We start from the raw sequence: 24,637 nt of genomic DNA, 5'->3' as shown, positions 1-24,637 counted from the left end.
TTATTGTTTTTATGGGGGTTTTACTACTGGAATAGCTACGATTTTGAGATTTTAATCCTTCTAACTTGATATAAGAATTTAGCAATCATAAAGACTGCTATAGCAAGATATAAGTTGAGATAGGTACAAACAATGCCGAATGTCCGCAATGATGTCTTAATGATTTCATCACGTGAAAGAGAAGAAAAAGAGTTATTTAAGCTTGTAGCAAAAAAATGCAAATTTGCTAGAGAAGTTAATGGCACCACCCGCAAAGAGCTACTCACTTCCGTTTGGGGATACGAGAATAATCAAAAGCATGCTAACCGTGTATCTGAGCTTGAAAGTGGGGGAAAGCGTATTGAATTAATCACTGTTTACCGGATGTGTAAGGCTTTAGGAGTGAGTTCTGATTTTTTACTGGGCCTTTCACCTGATTTTGAACTTGATGATTATGAGGCAAAAACAGCTGGGCGTGTATTCCAGTCTGTGCGTAGTGCTGTATTAGAGTCAACGGAACAAATTTGTATGCAAATGTCTAAGGCGATTGGTAGGCTTCCTCCAATACAAGGTGACGTGCTAAGAGGTCATGCCAGAAACGTAGTTGATATCGTAGATAAGTATGCACACGACATGGATTGGTGTTCTAAACATCCTGATTTGGTGAATGCCATAATTGAGTTGAATCATACGATTATGCTTTTTGATAAGCATTTTGCGCGCCAAATGCGTTTTATTGAAATGGCAACAATGGAATTGCTCGATGAAGATACACTCGATTCACCCGCTAGACATATAATTATGCCAGCTGAAGATAACTAAGCAGAAATGATCTGTTATATGAAGGAATAAAGCCCATCTAGGGGCTTTATTCCTTCACTTTATTTGAATGACTTAAAATATAATGTCAAATCTCGTATGCTTCTGACTCAGAATGAGAATGTATGTGCGTATAAAAAGAGTAGCTATGAATATCGGTCATAACCAATACCACCACTTATAATATGAGCCAGTCCACGGTCAGAAACGGTCTGCCCTATACCAACGTCAGTTGGCGCACTACTTTTCGCTTGCGCCGTGGTGTTACGCCCAATCTTGGAAAGTTCCGCTGTAACTTTAGGCACCTGAATAGGGGCCATACCGCTATTCGCTGGCCGTTGAAATAATGGAACCTCTTGAGCTTTGGCTTTGGCCGTATTTAATGGCTTTTTGAGGAAATACTGATTTGCATTAATTTCATTAATAACCCTCCCCATTTCTTCAATACCACCACCATGGGCTTTATTCAAACCATCGCCATCATAGTTCCCGCGCCCGTTAATATTCTTCATTCCTGCCCATTGTTGAGCTGTTTTCCGAGTAAGTGCCTCTTTATTACCTGTTCTAATCCACTCATTAAGTTGTTTTTCACCACCTGCATAATGGATTGCCAATTTGTCTTGTGCCTTTGCATCAAATAGATCTGTATCCTTTAGGCCCGCTTGTGCAGCCATTTCAGAGAATGCTTCGCTATTTTTAATGAATTGATAACGCCCAACTGCTGAAGATGAATGACCAGAATCAACAAGCTTTTTTTGATACGCTTTTACTTCAGCAAGGGTCATTTGAGAAATTGGCTTATTCGGCTTTATTCTGGCACCACTATGAATAGCATCATAGCCACTGGTACCAAATGCCCCTCGTTTTGATTCTGCACGGGCAATCGTATCTAATAACGGGGAAAACCTACCACTTGAAGCACCAATATCTCCACTATTAGAGCTACTATCCCCACCCCCGCCAAACCAATCACGTATTGACTGACCAGCACTATAAGCCTTTTCACCTAGACGATATGGGATGCCTGTAACGGGATTTGTCTTCAGTACACCCTTAATCAGCTCTTTAAACATGGTCGGTAAATCGGCTGTTCTGAGTTCATCAACCCATTTGCCCACCTTATTGCCAAAGATACCGCCCAGATAATGACCTAAGCCCGCACCACCAATAGCACCCACTGGCCCAAGGAATGCCCCTAGTACACCGCCTACCGTTGTGCCTATGACTTCCCCTAGCCCTTTACCCTTGCCCGCCGTGTCAAGGCCGTTCCAATCCTTCGCTAAAGATGCACCACCAAACAAAGCACCAAGCAACGGTAGACGCTTTAAACCAGCCTTACCCAGCCCACCCAAGGCACCACGGCCACCAAGCAACCCACTTAGCCCACCGCCACTATTGGCCCGCACCACATCAATTAAGCGCTTCAGTAGCTTATTGCGCTGTTTATCGTTCCGCTGTTGCTCTTTATTGGCATCGACCTGTTCTTTAGGGAGTAATTCATCACCACGGCGCTTTTTAAGGCGACCACGGAACAAACCAATCGCACGGGCACCCATACCACCAAAGACACGGCCAACGGGTGAAACAACGTCTTTTACTTCACGTAAAGCATCAATGGTCGGGTCTACCCCCGAAACATCGACACCGCTATTACCTGACATGAAGTTCTTGGCCTTACCAATAAAATTAAAGAATGAACGGCTTTCTTTTGCTCCCCTAGCACCAATGAAACGCCCTTTTGAATCACGCTCCCGTGCTTGCTCTGAACGTTCCCTGGTACCAGAAACACCACCTGAGCGCCCTGAAGACTCTGTACCAAGCCCCTGCGTCGCGCTTCTTACTCTTTCGGTTGCTCTTGCCAAGCTCTCAGATGCGTCAACCACCTGACGGATCGCACCAGCCTCCCTACCACTTGCATCTACTGACCGACCATGGCGGTTTTGTCTGTTCAAATCAGATTTATTCGCCTTGGCTCTTTCTTCAGCCGTAGCCTTCAGTTCTGTCATGGTGTTTTTGAGAAAATCTAGGATTTGCTTTGTTGTGTCATTGGTCTGATTCACCCCATCAGCAATTTCTTTTGCGCGACGCTCCCCAATAATGAACCCGCCTGAATCGTAGTTAATAGCCATACTTCGTCCAAATAAAATAACTTACCGTTAAATTATTGGCCGTATGGTAGTTCGCTCTTTCTATATATTCCTTTAGTCAATCTCACAAGGTCAGGCATTTCACCATCACTTATCGAAGCTGTGTAGAGCTTAATAATTGGAAATTGATTATTAATTAATCGGGTATAATACCCGAAAAATCATTCACGATGGACATGCGCTTACGGGCTTTAAGAATCACCTCAGCCATGTTTTTGCGCCTGATTTGCGATGTCATAAGTAGATTTTTGATAGCGCGTTTTTCACTATCAATAATTTCCGTCATCGCATCAAAATCTAGTAGCTCACCTTCATCTTCTTCCGATTCTCCGTCTGCATCCTATTCATTTTTATATTCTTTTATTTTCTTGGATTTTTTATCGTAGATAATCAAATCTGCATTGCTTACAAGCCGATTGACCTGTTGTTTCATTTTTTGCAACTCAGGGTCATTTTTTAAAACTAAAGAATTAGTATGCGTCCAGCCTTTCGCTATTTGCTTTATCTAGTTTGGAATTGACTAGCTTTTGATGTTTTTCTATACTGCTATCAAGCTGGCAACCAGCGTTGCGGATCAGTTTAGCAAGTTTATCTTGTGACACTCCCGACTTAGAAAGCGTTGCTACATAAAGCCTGTTTAATAGCGGGCTTTTTGTATTTTAATACCTGTTGTTGTCATTGTTATCGTTGGAATTTTGGTCTAACTACACTTAGAAACTTTAATCCATAAAACAGAACCACCAAGTTAAACTTGGCGGTTTTGTTAAGTAGATCAGTTAAGAAAATTTACTGCAATCAACTGAAAATTCTTCTAAATGTGTTGCACTTCCATAAAGAAAATCACTAGCCGAACTATCAACAACCAATAGCCCATCTTTAATCTTAGATGGATAATTAACCTTTAAGTTATACCAATTCCCTGCCTTCCATTCACCGCGACTACCACTCTCGGAGACTCCTCTTACAGATGACCCTTCAACACTTGCAAACATATAGCCCTTCCAAGTAATGTCATTTAATTGGTCAGCTTCTTTTAACCGATTACTAGATAGGTATATAGTAACTTTTGGTGATTTAACCTGATAAAAAGAATTTCTATCAAACCTTACTATTGTTCCACTCCCACACACTTTATAGTTTGGCGATATATATTCTAAAAATTGAGTTAGTGCTTTTTTTTCTTGAGAATTAAAAGACTGCCAGCCACTAGGAAGCATTCTCATTTTTTTATCTATTATAATTCTAGTAAATGATACCTCTTTCCAAGTTAAACAGTATGCGGTTTGACTAATCAAAACTGAACTTATTAAAAGCAATAAAAATTTCACAAATACCCCCGAGTATATATTTATAATATAAGTTCTTATAAAGATTAAGAATACCAAGTATATCCCCATAATCAAGGGGGATACATTCTCTATAGCCTTTACATCAATCTCAATTAAAAAAACTGACTGCCCTCTCCCAAAATCAATCGGATACCCAAGTTGGGTAAACCTACTCCACCTCTATAACCTCAGCGTCTTCTATATCAGCCTCAGCCATACGTCTTTTCATTTCTTCATTCACATCTGCCTGAAGCCCACCAGATTCAATGTAACGCTTACGCTCAGCGATACGTTCTTTCTCTTGGCGCAACTTCTCTCTCTGCGCTTCAAACGCCGTGTTATCGTCCATTGCGACCGCTTTGCTGGTTTCACCCGCTTTTTGAAGGTCTTCAATCGTTACGGCGTATAGAGACAATTCAAACTTCAATGCCTCACGTCGGTTAAATGAAAGTTCATTGAAGATGGACGCAACATGGCCCAGCTTCTTCATTTTCTCTTTGAGAAAGTCTGCGCCAGCCTCTCCCATCACTTGCCGAAACTGTGTTGAGTTTAATAACTGGAAATTTAACGCCAGTTCATCGGATAGGATGTCCGAAAAATCATTCATGATGGACATGCGTTTACGGGCTTTAAGAATCACCTCAGCCATGTTTCTGCGCTTGATCTGGGATGTCATAAGTAGATTTTTGATAGCCTGTTTTTCGCTATCAATAATTTCCGTCATTACGTCAAAATCTAGTAGTTCACCTTCATCTTCTTGCGATTCTTCGTCTGCATCCTCTTCATTTTTATGCTGTTTTATTTTTTTATCTTTATGGTCGTAGATGACTATATGCGTGTCATTCACAAGCCGATTGACGCTCTGTTTAAGTTTTTTTAACTCAGCGTCATTTTTTAGAACTAAAGAATCGGCATGCGCCCAGTTCCCTGCTATTTGCTTGTTTTCGTTTAGAGTTGACTAATTTTTGATGTATTTTTATACTGTTATCAAGCTGACAGTTTGCTAAGCAGGTAAGTTCCTTTTGATGACTTTCATCAATCAAGACTCCAGCCATTGGAAAAACTGTTGTAAAAAGCCCGTCTATCTAATAGCGGGCTTTTTTACATTCTTAAGCAAATATTATCCGTGTTCTGATTCATCGTTTTACACATTTAAAGACTTTAAATATTATCTCAGCCATTTTTCTGCACTTGAATTGGATGTAAGAAGTAGTTTTTTGATAGTCTGTTTTTCGATTTTTTTAATTTTTGACCATTGTCAAAATTAAAGAATATTTTTGTAGAAAATTGATTTTAAATTATTGAATTTAATAATTTTAATATTTTTATTGAAAACCTAAAACAGTATTGGAGGTTAAGTTTTTTTGACACTAGACTTCAATTTTTTTAACTCAGTGTCATTTTTTAAACTCAAGAGTCTGCGCATGTCCTTTCTCCCACTATTTACTTTATTTCGCTTAGAATTGACTAGTTTTTGATGGTTTTCTATACTGCTATCAAGCTGGCAACCAGCGTTGCGGATCGGCCCGTCAAGCATTACGACTTGTACCGCCCCCGACTTAGGAAGCGTTGCTACATTAAGCCCGTCTAATAGCGGGCTTTTTGTATTCTGGATATATGTTATTCACATAACACGGCGGATATTTTTATGTTATTCCCCGTTTTGGGGAATCACTAGTATTTTTAAAAATAGTCACCTTTTAGTCACCATTTTATTTTTTGTTAACTATATTATTGATTTAATTTAAATAATAAAACTAGATTATATTTTGTATTGGAAAATAACACTGCTATTGATGAAAAAGCCCTCTGATCAGGGCTTTTGATCTTTAAGCCAGACGTATACTGCTTTTATGCGCAAACCACAGATAAAAACACAATAAAGCGATGGCAATGCAAAAGCTAATGACCCCGAAACTTAATCCAAAGTGATCTGCCAGATAACCCACAGCTACAATAGGCACAATCGTACCCAAATAACCAATAAAAAGATAAGTCGACATCACCGCAGCACGATTCTCTAAGCTGGTCATGGCATGAATGAGACCAAAGGAACCAATCAAGGTCAGGCCATGTCCGACACCAACGAGAAAATCACTGATAAAGAAAAATGCACTCAGTTGAAATAGCATACACAGCGCCAAAATGCCTAAGCTTGCAATCAAGGTAATTAAGCCATAGTTGAGGCACTTATAAGCAGGAATACTTCTGGTAAAATACTGCACCACGGCAGAGACAATGAGAATACTGGTAATGGCTGAACCGCTAATGAGGGGGCCGTGCCACGGCAAAATATCCCGCACAAATGAAGGAGATAAGGATGCAAATAAGCTAAATGCGGCAAAGGCACTAAATGCGGTAAATCCAACAATCAAAAACAACTGATGATATTGCCCTTCTGGTCGGAGTAGCTTGGGGGCAATACTAAAGGGCTGTGAGGTAAATGTAGGAGACTCAACCCAAAATAAACCAAAGAAACACAGTACAGCGCCAAGAATAACGGGTAGATAAGGACTGACCAACGGATATTCTGAAAATTGAGCTATCAGGCCACCAATCAGTGGGCCTAAGCCAAAGCCTACTGCGGTAATAATTGAACTGAGTTGTGGCGCAATCTGTTGATGGCTTTTGGGCACGGTATACATCAGTCCGAGTAAGGCCGAAGTGGTCATCAAACCAGATGCAATACCAATAATAAAGCGCCCCAAAGATAAAATGAGAGCATCAGAAGCATAAGCGGAAATTACCAACCCGATGCTAATAAACACCAACCCTACTTGTAAGGTGCGTAAATAGCCAATGCTATTACTGGTCCGGCCGAGAAACAGTAAAGTAGCGAGACAACCAAACATATAAGCCACAAAAATATAGGTGATCTGACTCGGCACCAGATGCCATAAGGCTTGATACAGCGGGTAAAGTGGACTGGCTAAGGCAGTCCCCATCGTTCCCATCATTAAGGCGAGGCTGACCATACAAAATGGACGCCAAGAAGTGCTTGTTGTCATGCAAATGCCATGCGGCTCTCTCGGTCAAAACAAGAATATTTTGATGCCCAAGAGAAAAAGGATAGAGAGCAACAGTGTATCGGTTTGTGGAAAAAATGGTCAACTAAAAACTTGAAAAAGAACGCAATAAAACTTAGCCATAGCGTTTCAGCAGTTTTAAGAACTCAGTCAACTCCTCTTCATTGACCTGTTCAGCTTGTGCTAATACATGATGGCGTAAATGTGCTTCAACGAGTTCATTCATCAGTCCATTGACCGCGCCTTTTATAGCAGCGACTTGTTGTAAAACATCGATACAACTGGCATCGGGATGTGTGATCGAGAGTTCAACGGCGTTGACCTGCCCTTGTAAGCGTTTCACACGGTTTAAAATTTTTTTATCTTCATGCAAATGACTCAACACTTTGCTCCAAAAATAAATATACTAAGGGGGAGTATATTGGTGAATGATTTAAAATGCAAAATACCCCATCACGTCAGCATACGCATCATTTTGATGACGGTAATCCACTGGCACAAAAACGGATTTTAATGGCGACCATTTTAACGGCAGTCATGATGTTATTAGAAGTGATTGGTGGATGGATTTTCCAATCAATGGCTTTGCTGGCGGATGGTTGGCATATGAGTTCGCATATGTTGGCACTGGGTTTGGCTTATTTTGCTTATCGTGCTGCACGGCATTATGCCCATGATCAGCGCTTTAGTTTCGGCACATGGAAAATTGAAATTCTTGCAGGTTACAGCAGTGCTATTTTGCTGATGGTAGTAGCAGGTTTTATGGCTTTTCACTCGATTCAGCGTCTATTCTCGCCTGTACAAATTCATTATAACGAAGCGATTCCAATTGCGATTTTAGGCTTATTGGTGAATTTAATCTGTGCATGGTTGCTGCATGATGGTCACCATCACCATCACCATCACCATCACCATCACCATCACGCTCATGATCATGCAATAGAAGTACATAGCCATCATCATGATTTAAATCAGAAAGCTGCATTTATGCATGTGGTAGCGGATGCCGTGACTTCCATTTTTGCCATTATCGCACTGATTTTTGGTAAATATTTGGGCTGGGATTTTCTCGATGCTGCCCTTGGAATCGTGGGATCAATACTGGTGGCCAAATGGGCATTGAGCTTAATGCAAGAAACGGGAAAAACCTTGTTAGATGCTGAAATGGATCATCATGTGGTGGATGAAATTCGCGAGGTGGTGGCAGAACTACCGCATACGACCTTGACCGATTTACATGTGTGGAAAGTAGGCAAAGGCAAGTTTTCCTGCATTTTGGCTTTAGAAACGACGGTAGACTTAACTGCGGATCGCGTGCGGGCAATGCTCTCGATTCATGAAGAAATTGTTCATGTCTCGGTGGAAATTAACAGTACAGCCCTCACTGTTCCACGTGAAACTTTGGCCAGTTCATAAGCAAGGCGTGTTGGGTTTCGGTAAAGCCAAGGAAAAAATGATTCAATGCTTGAATAATACGCTCTACACTAGCGCCGTGGTTCTCCGATTGAAAGAGCAAAAAGTGATGATAAAAAAACTGGGTTTGGCACTACTCACAAGTGCAATTGCAAGCATGAGTATGGCCAACGTAGAAAGTGTTCAAGCCAACTTAAAAAAGAATTACCCAAATATTAATGTTCAAAATATTCAAAAAACAGAAATGTCGGGCATTTATAGCGGATCTTTAGATGGCGAAATTGTGTATTTAGGCGAAGCGGCTGAGCATGTGATTGCAGGTTCGATGGTGCGCTTAAAAGATCAGAAAAATTTAAGTGCTGCCTTATATGTGCAACAAAACTCGCTTGATTGGAACAAGCTGCCGCTAAAAGATGCCATTAAAAGCGTTAAAGGCAACGGCAAACGCCAATTGGCGGTTTTTTCAGACCCAAACTGTCCTTACTGTAAGCAGTTAGAGGCTGAGCTGAATAAACTGAATGATGTGACCATCTATACCTTTATTTATGCTATTAAGGCGCAATCGATTGCACCGTCGAAACAAGTGTTTTGTGAAGCAGACCCTGCCCTCGCATGGAAAAATTTGATTGCGAAAGGGACCCAACCGACGTCGAAAAAACCGTGTGCCAATCCAATTGAGCGCAACATTCAACTCGGTCGTAGTCTGGGTTTACAAGGGACGCCCGTGGTTATTTTCTCAAATGGCTTTAAAGTGAATGGTGCTGTGCCTTCAACCACCATTGAAAATATGTGGCATGAACTGGGCTTATAAGAGTTCAAAGATACAGATAAAAAGCACCTGAAACGGTGCTTTTTTTAATGGATGAGTTTAGGTTTTTTTGGTGACCATGTTGTAGATGAATAAAATAACAATAGCCCCAATAACTGAAGCAATAAAGCCTGCGGCAGAGCCTTCACTATAGAGACCAAGTAAACGACCACCATAAGTGGCTACGAGAGAACCTGCAATCCCCAGTAAAGTGGTGACAATAAATCCCGCTTTGTCATCGCCAGGATGGACAGCACGTGCGATGAGACCTGCAATAAAACCAATCACGATTGCAACTATAAGTGACCACATGAGCCAGCTCCTTTTTTATCATGTCTTTGTTTTTACATCATTTGCAAAAATATCATCGAGCATAATGCTACTGTGCAGTAGAGCGAATATGCTAAAAACTGTATGTTTTATGTACTTAGCTCACGATAAAAATAAAAAAAGTGGCCTTCGGCCACTCTTTTGTCGATTGATCTTAAAGACCAATTTCACCAATAAATGGCAAATGACGGTACTTTTGGTCGTAGTCTAGGCCATAACCCACAATGAATCGATCTTCGACACTAAAGCCTAAAAACTTCACATCGAGTTCAATTTCACGGCGTGAAGGTTTGCTGACTAAGGTGCAAAGTTCAATTGAGTTGGGAGAGCGTGTTTCTAAAATTTCTAATACTTTGCTCAAGGTGTTGCCTGAGTCGATGATGTCTTCAATGACCAAAACATCTTTACCGCGAATTTCACCGTCTAAATCTTTTAAAATTTTTACATCACGTGAAGATACCGTACCGCCGCCGTAGCTCGAAACCGTCATGAAGTCGAGTTCATGGGGTTTTGAAATGGTACGACATAAGTCTGCCATGAAAATGACTGAACCACGTAATAAACCAATCAGTACGAGTTCCTTATCACTGTTTGCATAATGCGCATCGATTTGTGCACCAAGCTCTTTTACTTTCGCTTGAATCTCTTCAGTAGAAATCATTACGCTCATTTGAACGGTCATGGGTAGATACCTAAAAATTAAAAAAAAAATCAAAAATAAAAAAGGCGTTGACCTGCAACACCTCTATATATGCATTAATTTTAATATATCTCTAAACGAGATGCACCCCCTTTTGCCCGCTGGAAATGTAATCATTTCATTGCAGGCGGGATGCTGCTTGGTTTAGAGGCGAAAATCAAAGTTGTTTCAAAACTCGATGAGCTGCTTAAATTTTCGCTATTTGCTGCTTAGTTTTGCACATAGGCTTTCTGACCAAAAATATAAGTCGTATGAATATTACGGTCATCGCCCATGGTCATTAGGGCAAATAGCGCATCTTCAATCCCTTTTGCACGTTGTTGACGTAATGCTTGTAACGCAGTTGCTTTGAGATCGAGCACCACAAAGTCCGCTTCTTTGCCCAAATTAAAGTTACCGAGTTTATCATCCAAGCTCAGTGCTTTGGCACCGCCCAGCGTAGCGTGATAAAGCGATTCAAATGCAGATAGTTTATCACCCTGAAGCTGCTGTACTTTATAGGCTTCATTCAGAGTTTGTAGTTGGTTAAAAGAGGTCCCTGCACCAATGTCTGTACCCAGTCCAACTTTTACCTGCTTTTCCCAAGTCTTGTTCAACGGAAATAAACCACTACCTAAAAATAGGTTGGAGGTCGGACAGAAAGCAATGGCAGAGTCAGTCTGATGCATGCAGTCCCACTCAGCATCTTCTAAGTGCACGCAGTGGGCAAAGACCGAATGCGAACCGGTTAAACCAAAGTGATGATAAACATCGAGATAACCTTGCTGTTCAGGGAATAAGTCTTTTACCCAAGCAATTTCATTTTTATTTTCACTTAAATGCGTATGCACATACACATCTGGGTATTCAGCTTTGAGCTGCCCTGCTTTAGCCAATTGCTCTGGTGTTGAGGTTGGGGCAAAACGTGGCGTAATCGCATACAGGTTACGGCCTTTGCCATGCCATTTCTCAATCAGTGCCTTAGAGTCGGCATAAGCACTGTCAGGTGTGTCGCACAGATCTTCAGGTGCATGACGGTCCATCATGACTTTACCTGCAATCAGGCGCATCTGGTGCTGTCCTGCTGCTTCAAATAAAGCATCGACTGATTCGGTATGCACAGTACAGAAGACCAAGGCTGTGGTGGTGCCATTTTTTAGCAGTTCTTGCACAAAGAATTGGGCAATCTGGTCGGCATAGGCTTTATCGGAAAATTGTAATTCAGTTGGGAAGGTATAGGTATTGAGCCATTCGAGTAGCTGTTCACCATAGGCCCCCACCATTTCTGTTTGTGGAAAATGAATGTGGGTGTCGATAAAACCCGGCACAATCAATTGTTCAGGATAGTGCTGAACCTCGACGCCAACAGGAAGGTGCTGTTGCCCCTCCTGCCAAGATCCAAACCATTGAATTTTGCCATTTTGGCTAATCAGTAAACCATCTTCTACGTAACGCACTTGGTCGTGAATTTCACGCGCTTGGGCAACCGTATTCTGAATATCTAGGAAGCGACCGCGAACCGCCGTCGTTGCAACTACAGAAGACATTTTAAACCTGTGTTTTGACTTTTTTTCGATTGATTGTACCGTAAACTGGATTTTTTTCACGGCTATTTACTGAAGTTTTTATGTGTGTTGTGAACGCTACATTTTAAGTGAAGGACTGGAGCAGTATTTTCTAAAAAATTGAACTGTTTTGAGGCCAGTCATGTACCTGTGCCATCGATAAGATCATGATTTTTTATGCAATACATAAGCACAAGCTTTGAGCTTAAATGATTCAATCTATTCGCAAAATTTTGTTGAGAAAGTCTTTATCTTTAAATGCTGAGTCAGTACAGTGTCGGCATTGATAAATAAGAGACAATGACCGGCATGTATTTTTGGAATACCAAAGCATTAGCACATGAATTATCTAGTAATACCCTCGATAAAAAGCATTATAAAAATTACTACTTAGTCACAGCGTTACTGGTTTCAGTGGTGTATTACTACGGCATGTATTCGCCCTATGGTGATGTCCGTGTGATTGGTATTGAGGGACTTCTGACTTTATTGATTATGTTTATCGGGATTCAAAGCGCTTACAAAGCCAATGGCGGTGATGAGGGTGAGCATTTCTTAGGTCGAATCACAGCGTTGTCTTTTCCCATTTTGGTACAAACCACTGTGGCTGGTGTTGTATTTGGTGCAGTGTTATTGGGGCTTTATTTTGCATTTAATCTAGAAGGCACGGCGTTTGACGATTGGTATGAATGGACTATTTCGCTGTTTACCATCTTCCTGCAAATCTTGTTTTTCACGCGTTTAGTGTCTTATATGAAGCGGGTTAAAGCGCATACCATTTAAGCTTGAAAAAAATATTGTCTTCGAATGTATGCCTGCCAGTTTTAGAGTTGACAGGCATTTTCTTTTTCAATTTAAACTTTATTTGATACACGGAAGCGTCATCCGCAACCTGCGTAGTGTTTGGAATAGATTGTTTTTGCAACACAAATTTTTTAATTATAGAAAGTGAATAGGTTTTGCGGAGGACAAATGCGTTCCTTACGAAGCTTCGCTTCTCATTTGGCGAAACAAAAGAATAATTGAGCTCCCAGTATCGAACTTAAAAAAGATAAGACTCTGTCGTGAATAACCTAAAAGTGATAGTACTTCTACTAAAATGCCTGAACAGACCCGTATTAATTTTTGGACACCTATTTTAAATAGGTGATTTAGAGCGCCACTTTATTCCACAAAATAATGCGCAGCAAAATGCGCATCATTGCCGATCACATCAAACACATCTTCACGCAGTGACATCCCTGCACATTCATCCCCGACCATCCAAAGTCCCAAGGTGGGCAGCATGCCTTCATGCAACGGAGTTTTTACCCAGCGCTGCATGACATAGCCATATTTGTCGTAGTCATCGAAGTAAAAACTACCTGAGGCTGCGCCACAATCGACATTGTTTTGTAGGATATGAATATTTGCGCCTTCGCGCGCTAAGATGGGTTTACGCACCCATTTCCCTGCGTAGTGGGCCTGCGCATCATAAGCATGGGTTTCTAACAACAATGGATGATTCGGAAAGCGTTTCCATAGTTCGATCAATAGGGCTTTATTGGAGAGTAGCATTTTCCAACACGGTTCAATCCATTCAGTTTCAGGTTTGAGAAACTGTGAAAAATTTTCTTCCCAAATCCATTCCCACGGATACAGCTTAAATAAATGCTGAATCTCTTGCTGATGCAAATCGACAAAGGCTGTGCCATTCCAACCAATGTTTTCCATCGACAGTTCGCTGACATTTAAGCCTGCCTGAAAAGCGGTATCCATGAGGTATTCTAAATTGCCCCAATCTTCACGCCCTGCTTCTTGGCAGGCTGCAAAATGGACACGGCTACGCGCAGGATAGAGCTGTTTCCAGCGCTCAATGAGCTTTTCATGAATGCTGTTGAACTGATCACGGTTTGCAATATTTTCGACCTGTTCAATCCAATGCCACTGTGCAACAGACGCTTCGAGTAAACCCGTTGGCGTATCGGCATTGTATTCCAGCATTTTGATGGTTTGACCATCATAGGCAAAATCGAAACGGCCATAGAGCATCGGCGCTTGGTTATTCCATGAGTGCTCAATCAGAGGAATCGCTGCTGGGTGGATTTGAAAATATTCGGGATAATGACCGCGTTGAATCATATCCCCTGCCACTTCAAGGCACATCTGGTGTAATTCGTTCGAGGCATCTTCAAGCTGTTCAATTTGCTTGAGGCTAAACTCATAAGCCACACCTTCTGACCAATACATTGAACCATCCCGCGACGGCAAGTTGTAGTAGTCAAAACCAATGTCTTGATGTGCTTGTTGCCAGTTTGCACGCTCAGGCAGTAGAACTCGTTTCATGTATTAACCTCCGAATGAGCCCCCGCCACGGCCGAAGCCTCCACGAATGGGTTGGGATTTGGCATGGCTAAAAACGTGAGTCGAGATTCTAGGTGTGCCCGTCGAATGACGTCCGCGAGCTTTCAAGACTTGGCCCATGTAACGGACTTTACGGTTGTTTTTATAATATTGTGGGCCGATATAAACCCCAGTAGAGCCACTATAGCTCGATTCGCTATTTTCGTTAGCAGGTTCGCACAGTTCAAAATGCCAGTCTTGGTAGCAGTTGTATTGGTTATTGTAAACATCCTGTTGTAGGGTTTTAGAGCCGCTACATGCCGTGAGTAAAACGGGCACCACAACAAGAGTTAATTTTTTGGTACGCATGGATGAGCAACCTTCAGGTTCTTTTATTTTTACAGGTAAAACCAAGGGTTTTAAGCCCGCTTATCATAGGGAGCTGTCTGCATAAAGTACAGTACATTTGCACAGAAAATCATAGGATTAAGTCTTGTGCATACTAAAATTTGGTCATAAAAAAAGCCTTCTCAGAGGAAGGCTTTTTAAAACATTATAGGGTGGTTTGATGATGTTTCTTACTGTATCGAATCGATAGGATCGCAGTAATAGTCAGCACCAACACAATAAAGCCCAGTGAAATCCAAATTGGCATATGGAACACATCCAACATGAGCATCTTAAAGCCGATGAATACCAAGATAATACCTAAACCGTATGGGAGATAACGCATCTTGGTTGCTGCACCAGACAACAAGAAGAACATCGCACGTAGACCCAAAATCGCCATTAAGTTTGCAGTCAACACAATAAACGGATCAGAAGTCACCGCGAAAATTGCAGGAATGGAATCCACCGCAAAAATCACATCCGATGCTTCAACTAAAATTAACACCAAGAATAGCGGCGTTGCCCACAACATGCCGTTTTGACGGACAAAGAACTTATTGCCATGCAGTTGCGGGGTAATCCGCATATGTTTACGCAACCATTTTAAGATTGCCATATCTTCGATATTGGTTTCTTCTTCGTTTTGCCCTTTGAAGAATTTGAAACCCGTATACACCAAGAACGCACCGAAGATATACAGAATCCATGAGAACTCTTGTACGAACCACGCGCCAATAAAAATAAAGATGGTACGTAGAATAATCGCGCCCAATACACCATACAGCAGTAATTGGCGTTGTAATGCAGGTGGGATGGCAAAAGCAGCAAAGATCATCAGCCAGACAAAGACGTTGTCGACAGCTAAAGATTTTTCAAGTAAATAACCTGCGAAATACTCCATGACCTTGGTATTGGCCACAGTGACACCTGCAGTTTGTTGTAGATAAAGCCAGAGACCTGCACCAAAGAGTGATGCGACGGAAACCCACGCAATACTCCATAACGCGGCGGTTTTGATTTTAACTTCTTGACCTTCTTTTTGTTTAAAGCCTAAAAAGTCGATTAGTAGCATCACGGTAACAATGCCGAAAAAAGCAATGTATAGCCATAAATTGCCGATAGATTCCATGAAATCCTCCACATCCAGCAATCGGCCACAAAAAAACCTTGACCTGCTGCCAGATGAAATAAAATATCTGTGACAACATGATCAAGGTCTTGCCTACATTTTAGCGTATGTATTTTGTGCGCTAAAATGCTCAGATGCCGACTTTTTGCAAAGTGTAATGACGATAATCTGACACGTGAAAGTTATGCATGGCATTGATTTTTCACGTTTGGAGGAGGCTACTCCCCTTGTTCAACATAAATTTGGTTTTGGATTTGATCCAAAAGTGAGCTAAGCATCGCATATTTTTATGGTTTGAGCAAATATTAAAGAAAATTGTAGATGAAATATAAATGAGACAAAATTTTACTTCAATTTGTGGCAAGCTAAAAAAAAAACAGTAAACCAAAGAGGAATAATAATGAAAATTCAACATCAAGAAACAGGTAGTAAAGGCGAAGTTTTTGTTGAGCAAGAAAACGAGCGTGTGGCGGAAATGACTTATAGTTGGGCTGGGGATGATAAATTTATTATTGATCACACTTGGGTCAGTGAGTTGCTGCGTGGGCAACATGTGGGGCGTCAGTTATTGGATTTTTTGGTTAACTTTGCCCGTGATAAGGGCGTGAAAATTTTACCCTTGTGTCCGTTTTCCAAATCGGTATTCGACAAAGATCCATCTATTCATGATGTTTTATTCCACTAAGATAGAGAACGATAAATCAATCCATTCAACGAGTGTGCTATGCAATTTCAACATGTAGATCGCGATCAAAAAGGTGAGTTTTTTTTAAATAATGCAGACGGTCAGCGCATTGCTGAAATTAGCTATATTTGGCGGGACGAGACAACCATTGATGCCAACCATACTTGGGTCGATGATTCACTGCGAGGTCAAGGTGTGGCGCGTTTGCTGTTGGATACTCTGGTTGATTTTTCACGTGAGAAAAACCTGAAAATTATCCCGACTTGTTCTTATGTCGATGTGATGTTTCGCCGTGAGAAAAGTTTTGAGGATGTTGCAGCTTAATTGTTCGATCTTACATCACGGTTCTAAGTTTTAAGCCAAAATAAGATCGATATAGCTGCCATTACAGTTCTATTTTGTGTTTTGCAGCGCTGAATGATGGTGAAATTAAAGTATATGAAGACGCTTTTATCTATTGCCCTATTCTGTTCAGTTGCCCCTTTATTGCATGCTGAAGATTGTGTAAAACTTGAGGAAAAGGCAGAACAAAAAGAAGTTCAGATCATTCCACGTTGGGGCATGAAAGTGATTGCTCCAACCAGAGTGTATTTTCATTCAGCACCGAGCAATACTTGTAAAATCAAAGATCTGTTTATGATTAAAAATGACCATATCACTGCTTATAGCACCTATGATGATGGCCAAGAGCAGTGGGTTTCGATCATGTATTTTAGTAAACGCTTGGGAGACACGGTTCAAGGTTGGTCAAAACTAAAAGACTTTGAATATACGGGTACGATGTCTGGTTTTTAATTGGATAAGCTTGTAAAAAACCCGCCATATGCGGGTTTTTTTTCTAATGGGACAATTTATTCTGCGTTCAAGGCGCTAATCAATTTTTGGTGTAAACCACCAAAGCCACCATTGGACATGATCACAACCGCATCGCCCTCGCCTGCATCACTGACGATGGTATGGATAATGTCATCCAAAGTGCGTGCAACCACGGCCTTGTTGGGTGCAGCCGCAATGACAGGTTGTAAGTCCCAGTCTAAACCTTCTGGTTGATACCAAATCACTTCATCCGCCAAACGTGCAGAGTGCGCAAGTCCATCTTTATGGCTTCCCATGCGCATGGTATTTGAACGAGGCTCAATAATTGCCCACAACTTACGTTCGCCTAAACGCTTACGTGCGCCTTCTAGCGTAGTATCAATTGCGGTTGGGTGATGGGCAAAGTCATCATATACTTCAACGCCACGCACCGTGCCTAAAAGCTCCATACGGCGCTTCACGCCACCAAAGTTAGACAGTGCTTCGCATGCTGTTTCAATGCTTACGCCAACATGTTCAGCCGCAGCGATAGTCGCCAAAGCATTGGCTACGCTGTGCTGCCCTGTCATGTTCCATTGCACGGTGCCTTTCACCACGCCGTGTTGGAGTACTTTAAAGTGTGAACCATCCGCACTGAGTTGTTCGGCATACAATTCCGACTTGTCGTGGGCCTCTAAAGAGGTACGAACCACAGGCGTCCAACAGCCCTGCTCTAAAACTTCATCAATATTGCTTTCAGTAATTGGAGCAATGATACGACCCTCACTTGGAATGGTACGAACCAAGTGATGGAATTGTTTTTGAATCGCTGCTAGATCATCAAAAATATCGGCATGGTCAAATTCAAGGTTATTTAAAATGGCTGTTTTGGGGTGGTAATGCACGAACTTCGAACGTTTGTCGAAAAAGGCAGAATCATATTCATCGGCTTCGACACAGAAGTATTTACCAGCACCTAAACGCGCACTTTCAGAGAAACCTAAAGGTACACCACCAATCAGGAAACCTGGCTCTAAACCCGCCTGATCCAAGACCCAAGCCAACATGGTGGTGGTGGTGGTTTTACCATGGGTTCCTGCTACGCCAAGTACGTGTTTACCTTGGAGCACATGATCGGCCAAAAATTGTGGGCCTGAAATATACGGCAAGCCTTCATTGAGCATGTATTCAACTGCGTCAATCCCGCGTTTCATGGCATTGCCGACGATGACTAAATCAGGATGAGGTTGTAAATGACTGCGGTCATAACCTTGCATTAAGGTAATGCCTGCATTTTCGAGCTGGGTCGACATGGGAGGATAAACGTTTAGATCCGAACCCGTCACTGTGTGGCCAAGATCACGTGCTAAAAGCGCTAAAGACCCCATAAAGGTGCCACAAATACCCAAAATATGCAGATGCATTCCGCCTCACTCCACTGCTTTTATAGACACATCACGTATTGTTGGTGCTGTTGTCGTGATTAATTCGATGTGAAAGCAACCATAGCAAGGCGCTTTGCGAAAAGATAGTGATTCTTGTATCTAATCGTTTAATTATTCTGCGGCTTGAACAACGCTTTTATTCTGTAAAAAAGTCGGCTGAAAAGTGCAATATTTGCTGAATTTTCTAGCAAAAAACGTAGAATAAAATGCTCCTAAATTTGGCGATCTTGCTTCATGTCCCTGCCCTTTATTTTATTGATTATTGCCAACTGTTTTATGACACTTGCATGGTATGGACACTTAAAATTTTTGCCGGGTGTACCGCTTTGGCAAGCCATTTTATTTAGCTGGTTCATAGCGTTGGTGGAATATAGTTTTATGATTCCTGCGACCCGTATGCTGTCACAGCAAGGCTGGTCTATGGGTGAAATGAAAATCACCCAAGAAGTAGTGACGCTCTTGGTTTTTGTACCGTTTATGCTTTTCTTATTTAAACAGCCTTTTAAGCTCGATTATTTATGGGCAGGACTGTGTTTATTTGGTTGTGTGTATTTTGTCTTTCGCAGCCAATAAATCAAAAAGTGAGGCTACAGTCCTCTTTTTATTTAAGTTTTATGCCACTCGATAAAAAAACAAGAAAAATCTGCATTTAGTTGTACGGTTAAATTTTGGAGAGCTGAAAAATCAGTCTATAATACGGGGCTCTTATTAAAGCTTGGCGCTAGTCGAGATTTATCTCTCTTAACTATCTCTGGAAACATTGCAATGAATGCGGCCGCTTCACAAGACACTCCTCTCGTTGGAATTATCATGGGTTCTCAATCAGATTGGGCCACTCTCGAACACACTGCCAATATGCTTAAGCAACTTGGTGTCCCATTTGAAGCGGAAGTTGTGTCTGCGCACCGTACGCCAGATCGTCTTTTTGAATATGCTGAACAAGCACGTGACCGTGGTATCCAAGTGATTATTGCGGGTGCAGGCGGTGCAGCGCATTTACCGGGAATGTGTGCGGCGAAAACTGATTTGCCTGTACTGGGTGTGCCAGTGAAGTCTTCGATTTTAAACGGTGTCGATTCACTGTTATCGATTGTGCAAATGCCTGCAGGTATTGCAGTGGGTACTTTGGCAATTGGTCCAGCAGGTGCAACCAATGCCGCGATTATGGCTGCACAAATTTTAGGTCTGACACGTCCTGAAATTGCAAAAAATGTAGCCGATTTCCGTGCTGCACAAACTGACAAAGTCGCAAGCAACAATATTCCAGGCCAAGCTTAATACGGGGCATTCCTCATGAATAAAACCATCGGTATTTTTGGTGGTGGGCAGCTGGGTCGCATGATGGCGCAAGCGGCTTTGCCACTGAATATTCAATGTACGTTCTTTGATGTGAGTACAGACTGCCCTTCAGCGGCTTTAGGAACGGTGATTTCAAGTAAAACTGAAAACGGTTTACAAGATTTTATTGCCAGTGCAGATGTCTTCAGCCTTGAGTTTGAAAATACGCCTTTGTCTGATGTTGATGTTTTGAACAAGCAAAAAGATATGCATCCGCCGCGTCAGGCTTTAGCCATTGCGCAGCATCGCTTGTCTGAAAAAGCGTTATTTGATGAGCTTGAAATTCCTGTTGCACCTTATAAAGCGGTAGATTCACTAGAAAGTTTAAGCGCTGCGGTTGCTGAGCTAGGCTTACCGATTGTACTGAAGACAGCCACAGGTGGCTATGATGGCAAAGGTCAGTTTGTATTGCGTTCTGAACAACAAATTGAACAAGCATGGGCTGAATTAGGCCCTGCTGGAAGTTTAATTGCAGAAAGCTTTGTGACCTTCTCGCGTGAAGTTTCGATCATTGCGGTACGTGGTCAAAATGGCGATGTGAAAACGTGGCCATTGGCTGAAAATCATCATCATCATGGTATTTTGTCGCACTCGATTGTTCCTGCACCGAATAGTGTGGACTTACAACCCGTTGCACAAGACTACATCACTCGTCTATTGAATCATTTGAATTATGTTGGCGTATTGACTTTAGAACTGTTTGTCACAGACAAAGGTTTATATGCCAATGAAATGGCGCCACGTGTGCATAACTCAGGACACTGGTCGATTGAAGGCGCAGTATGCTCTCAGTTTGAAAACCATATTCGTGCAGTCGCAGGCTTACCCTTGGGTTCAACTGAAGTGGTTCGCCCTACGGTCATGATCAATATTATTGGTCAGTATCCACAGTCTGAACAAGTCTTGGCCTTAGAAGGTGTACATCTACACCTTTATAATAAGGAAGAACGTGAAGGCCGTAAGATTGGTCACCTGACTTTAATGCCGAATGATACCGCTCAACTCACGACGCTGTGTCGTCAGTTGGCGAAAATTTTACCAAATCCATTGGCACTGAGCGAAGATATGACCATCTAAAGCTTCAGTTGTTGTTAAAAAAAGCGATCACGATAGTGGTCGCTTTTTTATTTGGATTCATTCAGGCATGATTGCGCCTCTTTGAAAAAAGTGACCGTTAATCGGATCAAAATTGAAATAAATTGAGTGTTTTTTATCCGTTTTGATAAAATTAGCGCATAGCAAAATAAAGCGAGTTTTGTGCAGAGAAGCACGTTTAAAACAGCGTCTACAATTGAATGTGACACTGGTTTTCACCTAAAAGAAAGTGAAACAGTAGAGAGCTCTATCAACTTGGGTGTGTGGATATCTTTTTAAGTCTATTTTGAATTTAAAAAATAGAAGTAAAATTTTGAATTCAAAAGTGGTTTTTAAATTTAAATCGAGTGTTTAAATTTAAAATGAATTTAAAAGTTTTGATGCTGTTTGAATTTAAATTCAAAACAATAAATTTAAAGTCTGTGAGATGACTTTAAAGTTTTGAATTTAAAAATATTGAGCTTGGGTTTCGAAGTTTAATTCTTTGTATATTGTTGATTATTAATGTTAAATAAAATTTATGGATAAATGAATTTAAAACAAGATGATTGAATTTAAAGTACATGCTGAGTCAAAGATTGTTTTTGAATTCAAAAGTTGAGATATGGGGTGTTATGGATAAGTGGTTTTAAATTTAAAGGATCGTTTTGAATTTAAACCAGAATGAATATTCATTTACGTTTTGATTCAGAAAAGTGAAATAGAAAGTGTTAAGGTTAAAAGCATAATTTAGAGATAAAGAATCATTAGGGATTTTATGCACCGTTTTGCTTTTCTTTTAGGTTCATTTTTTTTAGCGGCGACTCAGGCGAATGCTGAGCTTATTATTAATGGTCAAAAAGTTACAGGCAGTTCGAATGTCGCAACTTCCGATTATCGTCCTCAGAATTCATTTCAAAGCTGTATTGCCAATTTAAAAAACCAAGCGATTTCGAATGGTGTGTCTGCGTCCACTTATGATCGCTACACACAAAATTTAGCGCCTGATTATTCTGTGATTGAAAAATTAAATTACCAACCTGAATTTTCCACGCCTATTTGGGATTATTTGTCAGGATTGGTGGATGATGAGCGTGTTGCAGTGGGTCAGCAAAAATTGGGGCAGCATCGTGAAGTGTTGAATCGTGTTGCGGCAGCATATGGTGTGCCTGCGGAGACCGTGGTTGCCGTGTGGGGCGTGGAAAGTAATTTTGGCGATATTTCAGGTAAATATCCATTATTACAAGCTTTAGGTACATTGAGTTGTGAAGGGCGCCGTCAAAGCTATTTCCGTGGTGAGTTTTTTGCCGCTATGCGCATTTTACAGCGTGGCGATTTAACTGAATCACAACTGAAAGGCTCGTGGGCAGGCGCATTTGGTCATACCCAGTTTATGCCATCGACGTATGAAGAGCTGGCCGTCGATTTTGATGGTGATGGACGCCGTGATTTGGTGTCGAGTACCACAGATGCTTTAGCATCAACAGCCAATTTCCTCAAAAAACGTGGTTGGCAAACTGGGCAGTCTTGGGGCTTTGAAGTAAAAAATCCGCAAGCGATTTCTCTGAGTGGTGAAAGTCGTCGTAATAAGAAGTCCTTATCTTACTGGATGCAAAATGGCTTGGTACGTGCAGATGGCTCAGCGTTAGTTCAAGGCAATTTATCCTCTAGTTCGCAAGCGGGGCTGATGGCGCCCGCTGGCGAAAATGGTCCACTATTTTTAGTGTTTAAAAACTTTGATGCAATCTATAGTTATAATGCTGCAGAAAGTTATGCATTAGCGATTGCGCATTTGTCAGACCGCTTACAAGGGCAAGGTGGGTTTAGTACAACTTGGCCAACCGATGATGCAGGCACTTCGCGTTCTGAACGTCGTGAAATTCAGCAGTTTTTACTGAATCGTGGCTATGATATTGGCGCGGTGGATGGCTTGATTGGTGATAAAACTCGTCAAGCGATTCGTCAGGAGCAAATTCGTTTAGGCTTAAGTCCGACGGGACGAGCGGGGCAGCAAATTTTAAAAGCCTTCCGTCAGGAAAATGCCAAGTTGATGATGCGTTAATATTAAAAGTGTAAAAATCGTTGGGATAGATAAAAAGCCAGTCGGTTATGCACCAGACTGGCTTTTTTTGATTTGCTCGGGTTACGACTAAAAGGTCAGAAGCGCTTTGATGTTTAAACCGCGGTAATCGTTCCGAGAATACGGTTACCTTGTGCGCCTGTCACTGTCGGTAAGTTGCCACTGAGTTGCTGGATAAAACGCATGGCCAACCAAGCAAAGGCAGTCGCTTCCACCCACGTTGGGGCTAAGCCAATCGCGGAGGTGGTTTGTACGGACCAATTGTGCTTACGTAAGCGCCAACGTAATTGTTCTAAAAGGTGTGAATTATAGGCACCACCACCACAGACGTAGACTTCACCAGTATCCATATCGGAGCGATAGATGGCTTTTTTAATGGCACGTGTGGTGAGCTTCATTAAGGTGGCTTGAACATTTTCAGGACTGTCTTCAAGCTCGTCATATTCAAGGTCATTGCGCCAGTCGGCAATTTGTTCATCTAACCATTCGAGGTTGAAGTCTTCACGGCCAGTGCTTTTTGGTGGTTCTTTGGAAAAATACTCATGTGATTGTAGGCGATCGAGCAGGCTACGAATCGGATGGCCGTAGGCTGCCCAATTGCCATTTTCATCATAGGGCTGTCCAGTAAAACGTTCACACCATGCATCCATTAAAATGTTGGCTGGGCCTGTATCAAAACCGTAGACCTGATCAGATTGGCCTGCGGGTAACATACTGACATTGGCGATGCCGCCTAGGTTTAAGATGACGCGATGAATACTCTCATGTTGGAACATATCTTGGTGAAAAGCAGGAACCAGCGGGGCACCTTGTCCACCTGCGGCCATATCACGACGTCGAAAATCTGAAATCACAGGAATTTGGGTGATTTCAGTGATGATGTTTGGGTCACCAATTTGCAGGGTAAAGCCATGCTCTGGGCGGTGGCGAATGGTTTGTCCATGTGAGCCAATCGCTTTGATTTGACTACGATCTAAATGACTTTGCTCAATCAGTTGATTGATGCCTTCGCCAATCATCTTTGCTAAAGCCACATCTGCCTTGCCCATACGGTCGATTTCGTTGTCACCGGGCAAGGTGAGTGCCATCAGTTCATCGCGTAAATCTGGGTCGAAAGAAAGAGTGAGGGTGGCGTGAAGCTGCAATGGATCAAAAGAAGCAGCAACAATATCAACACCATCCATGCTGGTGCCGGTCATTACCCCAATATAGATCGCTGTCATGATTATTCTAAAGCCTGCAATGTGCTGAAAAAGTGTTAGTATATCGCACAAATTGAATAACT

The 24,637-nt window shown here is 41.8% G+C and carries 24 protein-coding genes; 11 read left to right on the top strand and 13 right to left on the bottom strand.

What is annotated here, in order from left to right; translation table 11 throughout:
- Positions 1–132: 132 nt before the first annotated feature.
- The gene (locus AC4CU2_RS17385; RefSeq protein ID WP_151831997.1) at positions 133–801 is read left to right on the top strand and encodes a hypothetical protein; all 669 of its coding nucleotides are present in this window, start codon (positions 133–135) and stop codon (positions 799–801) included.
- A 143-nt stretch (positions 802–944) separates the two neighbouring features.
- On the opposite strand, the gene AC4CU2_RS17380 is transcribed toward AC4CU2_RS17385, so the two are convergent.
- The 5 genes from AC4CU2_RS17380 to AC4CU2_RS17360 all read right to left on the bottom strand — a co-directional run bounded on the left by AC4CU2_RS17380 (position 945) and on the right by AC4CU2_RS17360 (position 7,681).
- Positions 945–2,927 (bottom strand): hypothetical protein, encoded by a 1,983-nt coding sequence (locus AC4CU2_RS17380; RefSeq protein WP_279665813.1) that lies wholly within the window; start codon positions 2,925–2,927, stop codon positions 945–947.
- A gap of 794 nt (positions 2,928–3,721) precedes the next feature.
- Positions 3,722–4,273, bottom strand: coding sequence for a hypothetical protein (locus tag AC4CU2_RS17375; RefSeq protein ID WP_159153795.1), 552 nt, complete (start codon positions 4,271–4,273; stop codon positions 3,722–3,724).
- Positions 4,274–4,442: 169 nt separating this feature from the next.
- The gene (locus AC4CU2_RS17370) at positions 4,443–5,120 is read right to left on the bottom strand and encodes a hypothetical protein (RefSeq protein WP_279665817.1); all 678 of its coding nucleotides are present in this window, start codon (positions 5,118–5,120) and stop codon (positions 4,443–4,445) included.
- Between the two features lie 982 nt (positions 5,121–6,102).
- Entirely contained in the window at positions 6,103–7,281 is a 1,179-nt protein-coding gene (locus AC4CU2_RS17365) for an MFS transporter (RefSeq protein WP_490769186.1), read from the bottom strand.
- Between the two features lie 133 nt (positions 7,282–7,414).
- The gene (locus tag AC4CU2_RS17360) at positions 7,415–7,681 is read right to left on the bottom strand and encodes a metal/formaldehyde-sensitive transcriptional repressor (protein ID WP_201706959.1); all 267 of its coding nucleotides are present in this window, start codon (positions 7,679–7,681) and stop codon (positions 7,415–7,417) included.
- A 56-nt stretch (positions 7,682–7,737) separates the two neighbouring features.
- Between AC4CU2_RS17360 and dmeF the strand changes: the two genes are divergently transcribed.
- Positions 7,738–8,715: a CDF family Co(II)/Ni(II) efflux transporter DmeF gene (gene dmeF / locus AC4CU2_RS17355; protein WP_490769185.1), complete on the top strand. Its 978-nt coding sequence runs from the start codon at positions 7,738–7,740 to the stop codon at positions 8,713–8,715.
- Positions 8,716–8,821: 106 nt separating this feature from the next.
- The gene (locus tag AC4CU2_RS17350) at positions 8,822–9,523 is read left to right on the top strand and encodes a DsbC family protein (RefSeq protein ID WP_279735895.1); all 702 of its coding nucleotides are present in this window, start codon (positions 8,822–8,824) and stop codon (positions 9,521–9,523) included.
- Between the two features lie 57 nt (positions 9,524–9,580).
- Here the strand turns inward: AC4CU2_RS17350 and AC4CU2_RS17345 are convergent, their stop codons facing one another.
- From AC4CU2_RS17345 to guaD, 3 genes are all read right to left on the bottom strand, one after another.
- Entirely contained in the window at positions 9,581–9,832 is a 252-nt protein-coding gene (locus AC4CU2_RS17345; protein ID WP_058952479.1) for a GlsB/YeaQ/YmgE family stress response membrane protein, read from the bottom strand.
- 172 nt (positions 9,833–10,004) lie between these two features.
- Positions 10,005–10,532, bottom strand: coding sequence for a hypoxanthine phosphoribosyltransferase (gene hpt / locus AC4CU2_RS17340; RefSeq protein ID WP_279735889.1), 528 nt, complete (start codon positions 10,530–10,532; stop codon positions 10,005–10,007).
- A 227-nt stretch (positions 10,533–10,759) separates the two neighbouring features.
- Positions 10,760–12,076, bottom strand: a complete 1,317-nt coding sequence (gene guaD, locus AC4CU2_RS17335; RefSeq protein ID WP_490769184.1) for a guanine deaminase — start codon at positions 12,074–12,076, stop codon at positions 10,760–10,762.
- A gap of 327 nt (positions 12,077–12,403) precedes the next feature.
- Between guaD and AC4CU2_RS17330 the strand changes: the two genes are divergently transcribed.
- On the top strand, positions 12,404–12,877 hold the full coding sequence (locus AC4CU2_RS17330; protein WP_058870669.1) for a hypothetical protein: 474 nt from the start codon (positions 12,404–12,406) through the stop codon (positions 12,875–12,877).
- Positions 12,878–13,258: 381 nt separating this feature from the next.
- On the opposite strand, the gene AC4CU2_RS17325 is transcribed toward AC4CU2_RS17330, so the two are convergent.
- The 3 genes from AC4CU2_RS17325 to AC4CU2_RS17315 form a co-directional block, all read right to left on the bottom strand.
- Complete coding sequence (locus AC4CU2_RS17325; RefSeq protein WP_490769183.1) at positions 13,259–14,419, bottom strand: glutathionylspermidine synthase family protein; 1,161 nt, start codon at positions 14,417–14,419, stop codon at positions 13,259–13,261.
- 3 nt (positions 14,420–14,422) lie between these two features.
- Positions 14,423–14,785 (bottom strand): hypothetical protein, encoded by a 363-nt coding sequence (locus AC4CU2_RS17320; protein WP_004977745.1) that lies wholly within the window; start codon positions 14,783–14,785, stop codon positions 14,423–14,425.
- A gap of 184 nt (positions 14,786–14,969) precedes the next feature.
- Positions 14,970–15,935, bottom strand: a complete 966-nt coding sequence (locus AC4CU2_RS17315; RefSeq protein WP_317112179.1) for a TerC family protein — start codon at positions 15,933–15,935, stop codon at positions 14,970–14,972.
- 400 nt (positions 15,936–16,335) lie between these two features.
- Between AC4CU2_RS17315 and AC4CU2_RS17310 the strand changes: the two genes are divergently transcribed.
- From AC4CU2_RS17310 to AC4CU2_RS17300, 3 genes are all read left to right on the top strand, one after another.
- Positions 16,336–16,620 (top strand): GNAT family N-acetyltransferase, encoded by a 285-nt coding sequence (locus tag AC4CU2_RS17310; RefSeq protein WP_348960543.1) that lies wholly within the window; start codon positions 16,336–16,338, stop codon positions 16,618–16,620.
- Positions 16,621–16,659: 39 nt separating this feature from the next.
- Positions 16,660–16,944: a GNAT family N-acetyltransferase gene (locus tag AC4CU2_RS17305; protein ID WP_004697494.1), complete on the top strand. Its 285-nt coding sequence runs from the start codon at positions 16,660–16,662 to the stop codon at positions 16,942–16,944.
- A 93-nt stretch (positions 16,945–17,037) separates the two neighbouring features.
- Positions 17,038–17,415: a hypothetical protein gene (locus AC4CU2_RS17300; RefSeq protein ID WP_411935516.1), complete on the top strand. Its 378-nt coding sequence runs from the start codon at positions 17,038–17,040 to the stop codon at positions 17,413–17,415.
- A 56-nt stretch (positions 17,416–17,471) separates the two neighbouring features.
- On the opposite strand, the gene mpl is transcribed toward AC4CU2_RS17300, so the two are convergent.
- Positions 17,472–18,839 (bottom strand): UDP-N-acetylmuramate:L-alanyl-gamma-D-glutamyl-meso-diaminopimelate ligase, encoded by a 1,368-nt coding sequence (gene mpl / locus AC4CU2_RS17295; protein ID WP_062031185.1) that lies wholly within the window; start codon positions 18,837–18,839, stop codon positions 17,472–17,474.
- A gap of 255 nt (positions 18,840–19,094) precedes the next feature.
- On the opposite strand from mpl, the gene AC4CU2_RS17290 reads away from it, so the two are divergent.
- From AC4CU2_RS17290 to AC4CU2_RS17275, 4 genes are all read left to right on the top strand, one after another.
- Positions 19,095–19,433: a DMT family protein gene (locus tag AC4CU2_RS17290; protein ID WP_004977754.1), complete on the top strand. Its 339-nt coding sequence runs from the start codon at positions 19,095–19,097 to the stop codon at positions 19,431–19,433.
- A 192-nt stretch (positions 19,434–19,625) separates the two neighbouring features.
- Positions 19,626–20,138 carry a 5-(carboxyamino)imidazole ribonucleotide mutase gene (purE, locus tag AC4CU2_RS17285; protein ID WP_004697498.1) on the top strand — a complete coding sequence of 171 codons (513 nt, stop codon included), beginning with the start codon at positions 19,626–19,628 and terminating at the stop codon, positions 20,136–20,138.
- Between the two features lie 15 nt (positions 20,139–20,153).
- Positions 20,154–21,275 (top strand): 5-(carboxyamino)imidazole ribonucleotide synthase, encoded by a 1,122-nt coding sequence (locus AC4CU2_RS17280; RefSeq protein WP_490769182.1) that lies wholly within the window; start codon positions 20,154–20,156, stop codon positions 21,273–21,275.
- A 775-nt stretch (positions 21,276–22,050) separates the two neighbouring features.
- Positions 22,051–23,334: a lytic murein transglycosylase gene (locus tag AC4CU2_RS17275; protein ID WP_490769181.1), complete on the top strand. Its 1,284-nt coding sequence runs from the start codon at positions 22,051–22,053 to the stop codon at positions 23,332–23,334.
- A gap of 113 nt (positions 23,335–23,447) precedes the next feature.
- Here AC4CU2_RS17275 and AC4CU2_RS17270 read toward each other — a convergent pair whose 3' ends face one another.
- Positions 23,448–24,575 carry an anhydro-N-acetylmuramic acid kinase gene (locus AC4CU2_RS17270; protein WP_004697501.1) on the bottom strand — a complete coding sequence of 376 codons (1,128 nt, stop codon included), beginning with the start codon at positions 24,573–24,575 and terminating at the stop codon, positions 23,448–23,450.
- Between the last annotated feature and the right edge of the window lie 62 nt (positions 24,576–24,637).

The sequence above is a fragment of the Acinetobacter sp. 797_lipA genome (assembly GCF_058243025.1).
The sequence above is the reverse complement of the archived record's forward strand: the minus strand, read 5'-3'. Positions and strand labels throughout refer to the sequence as shown.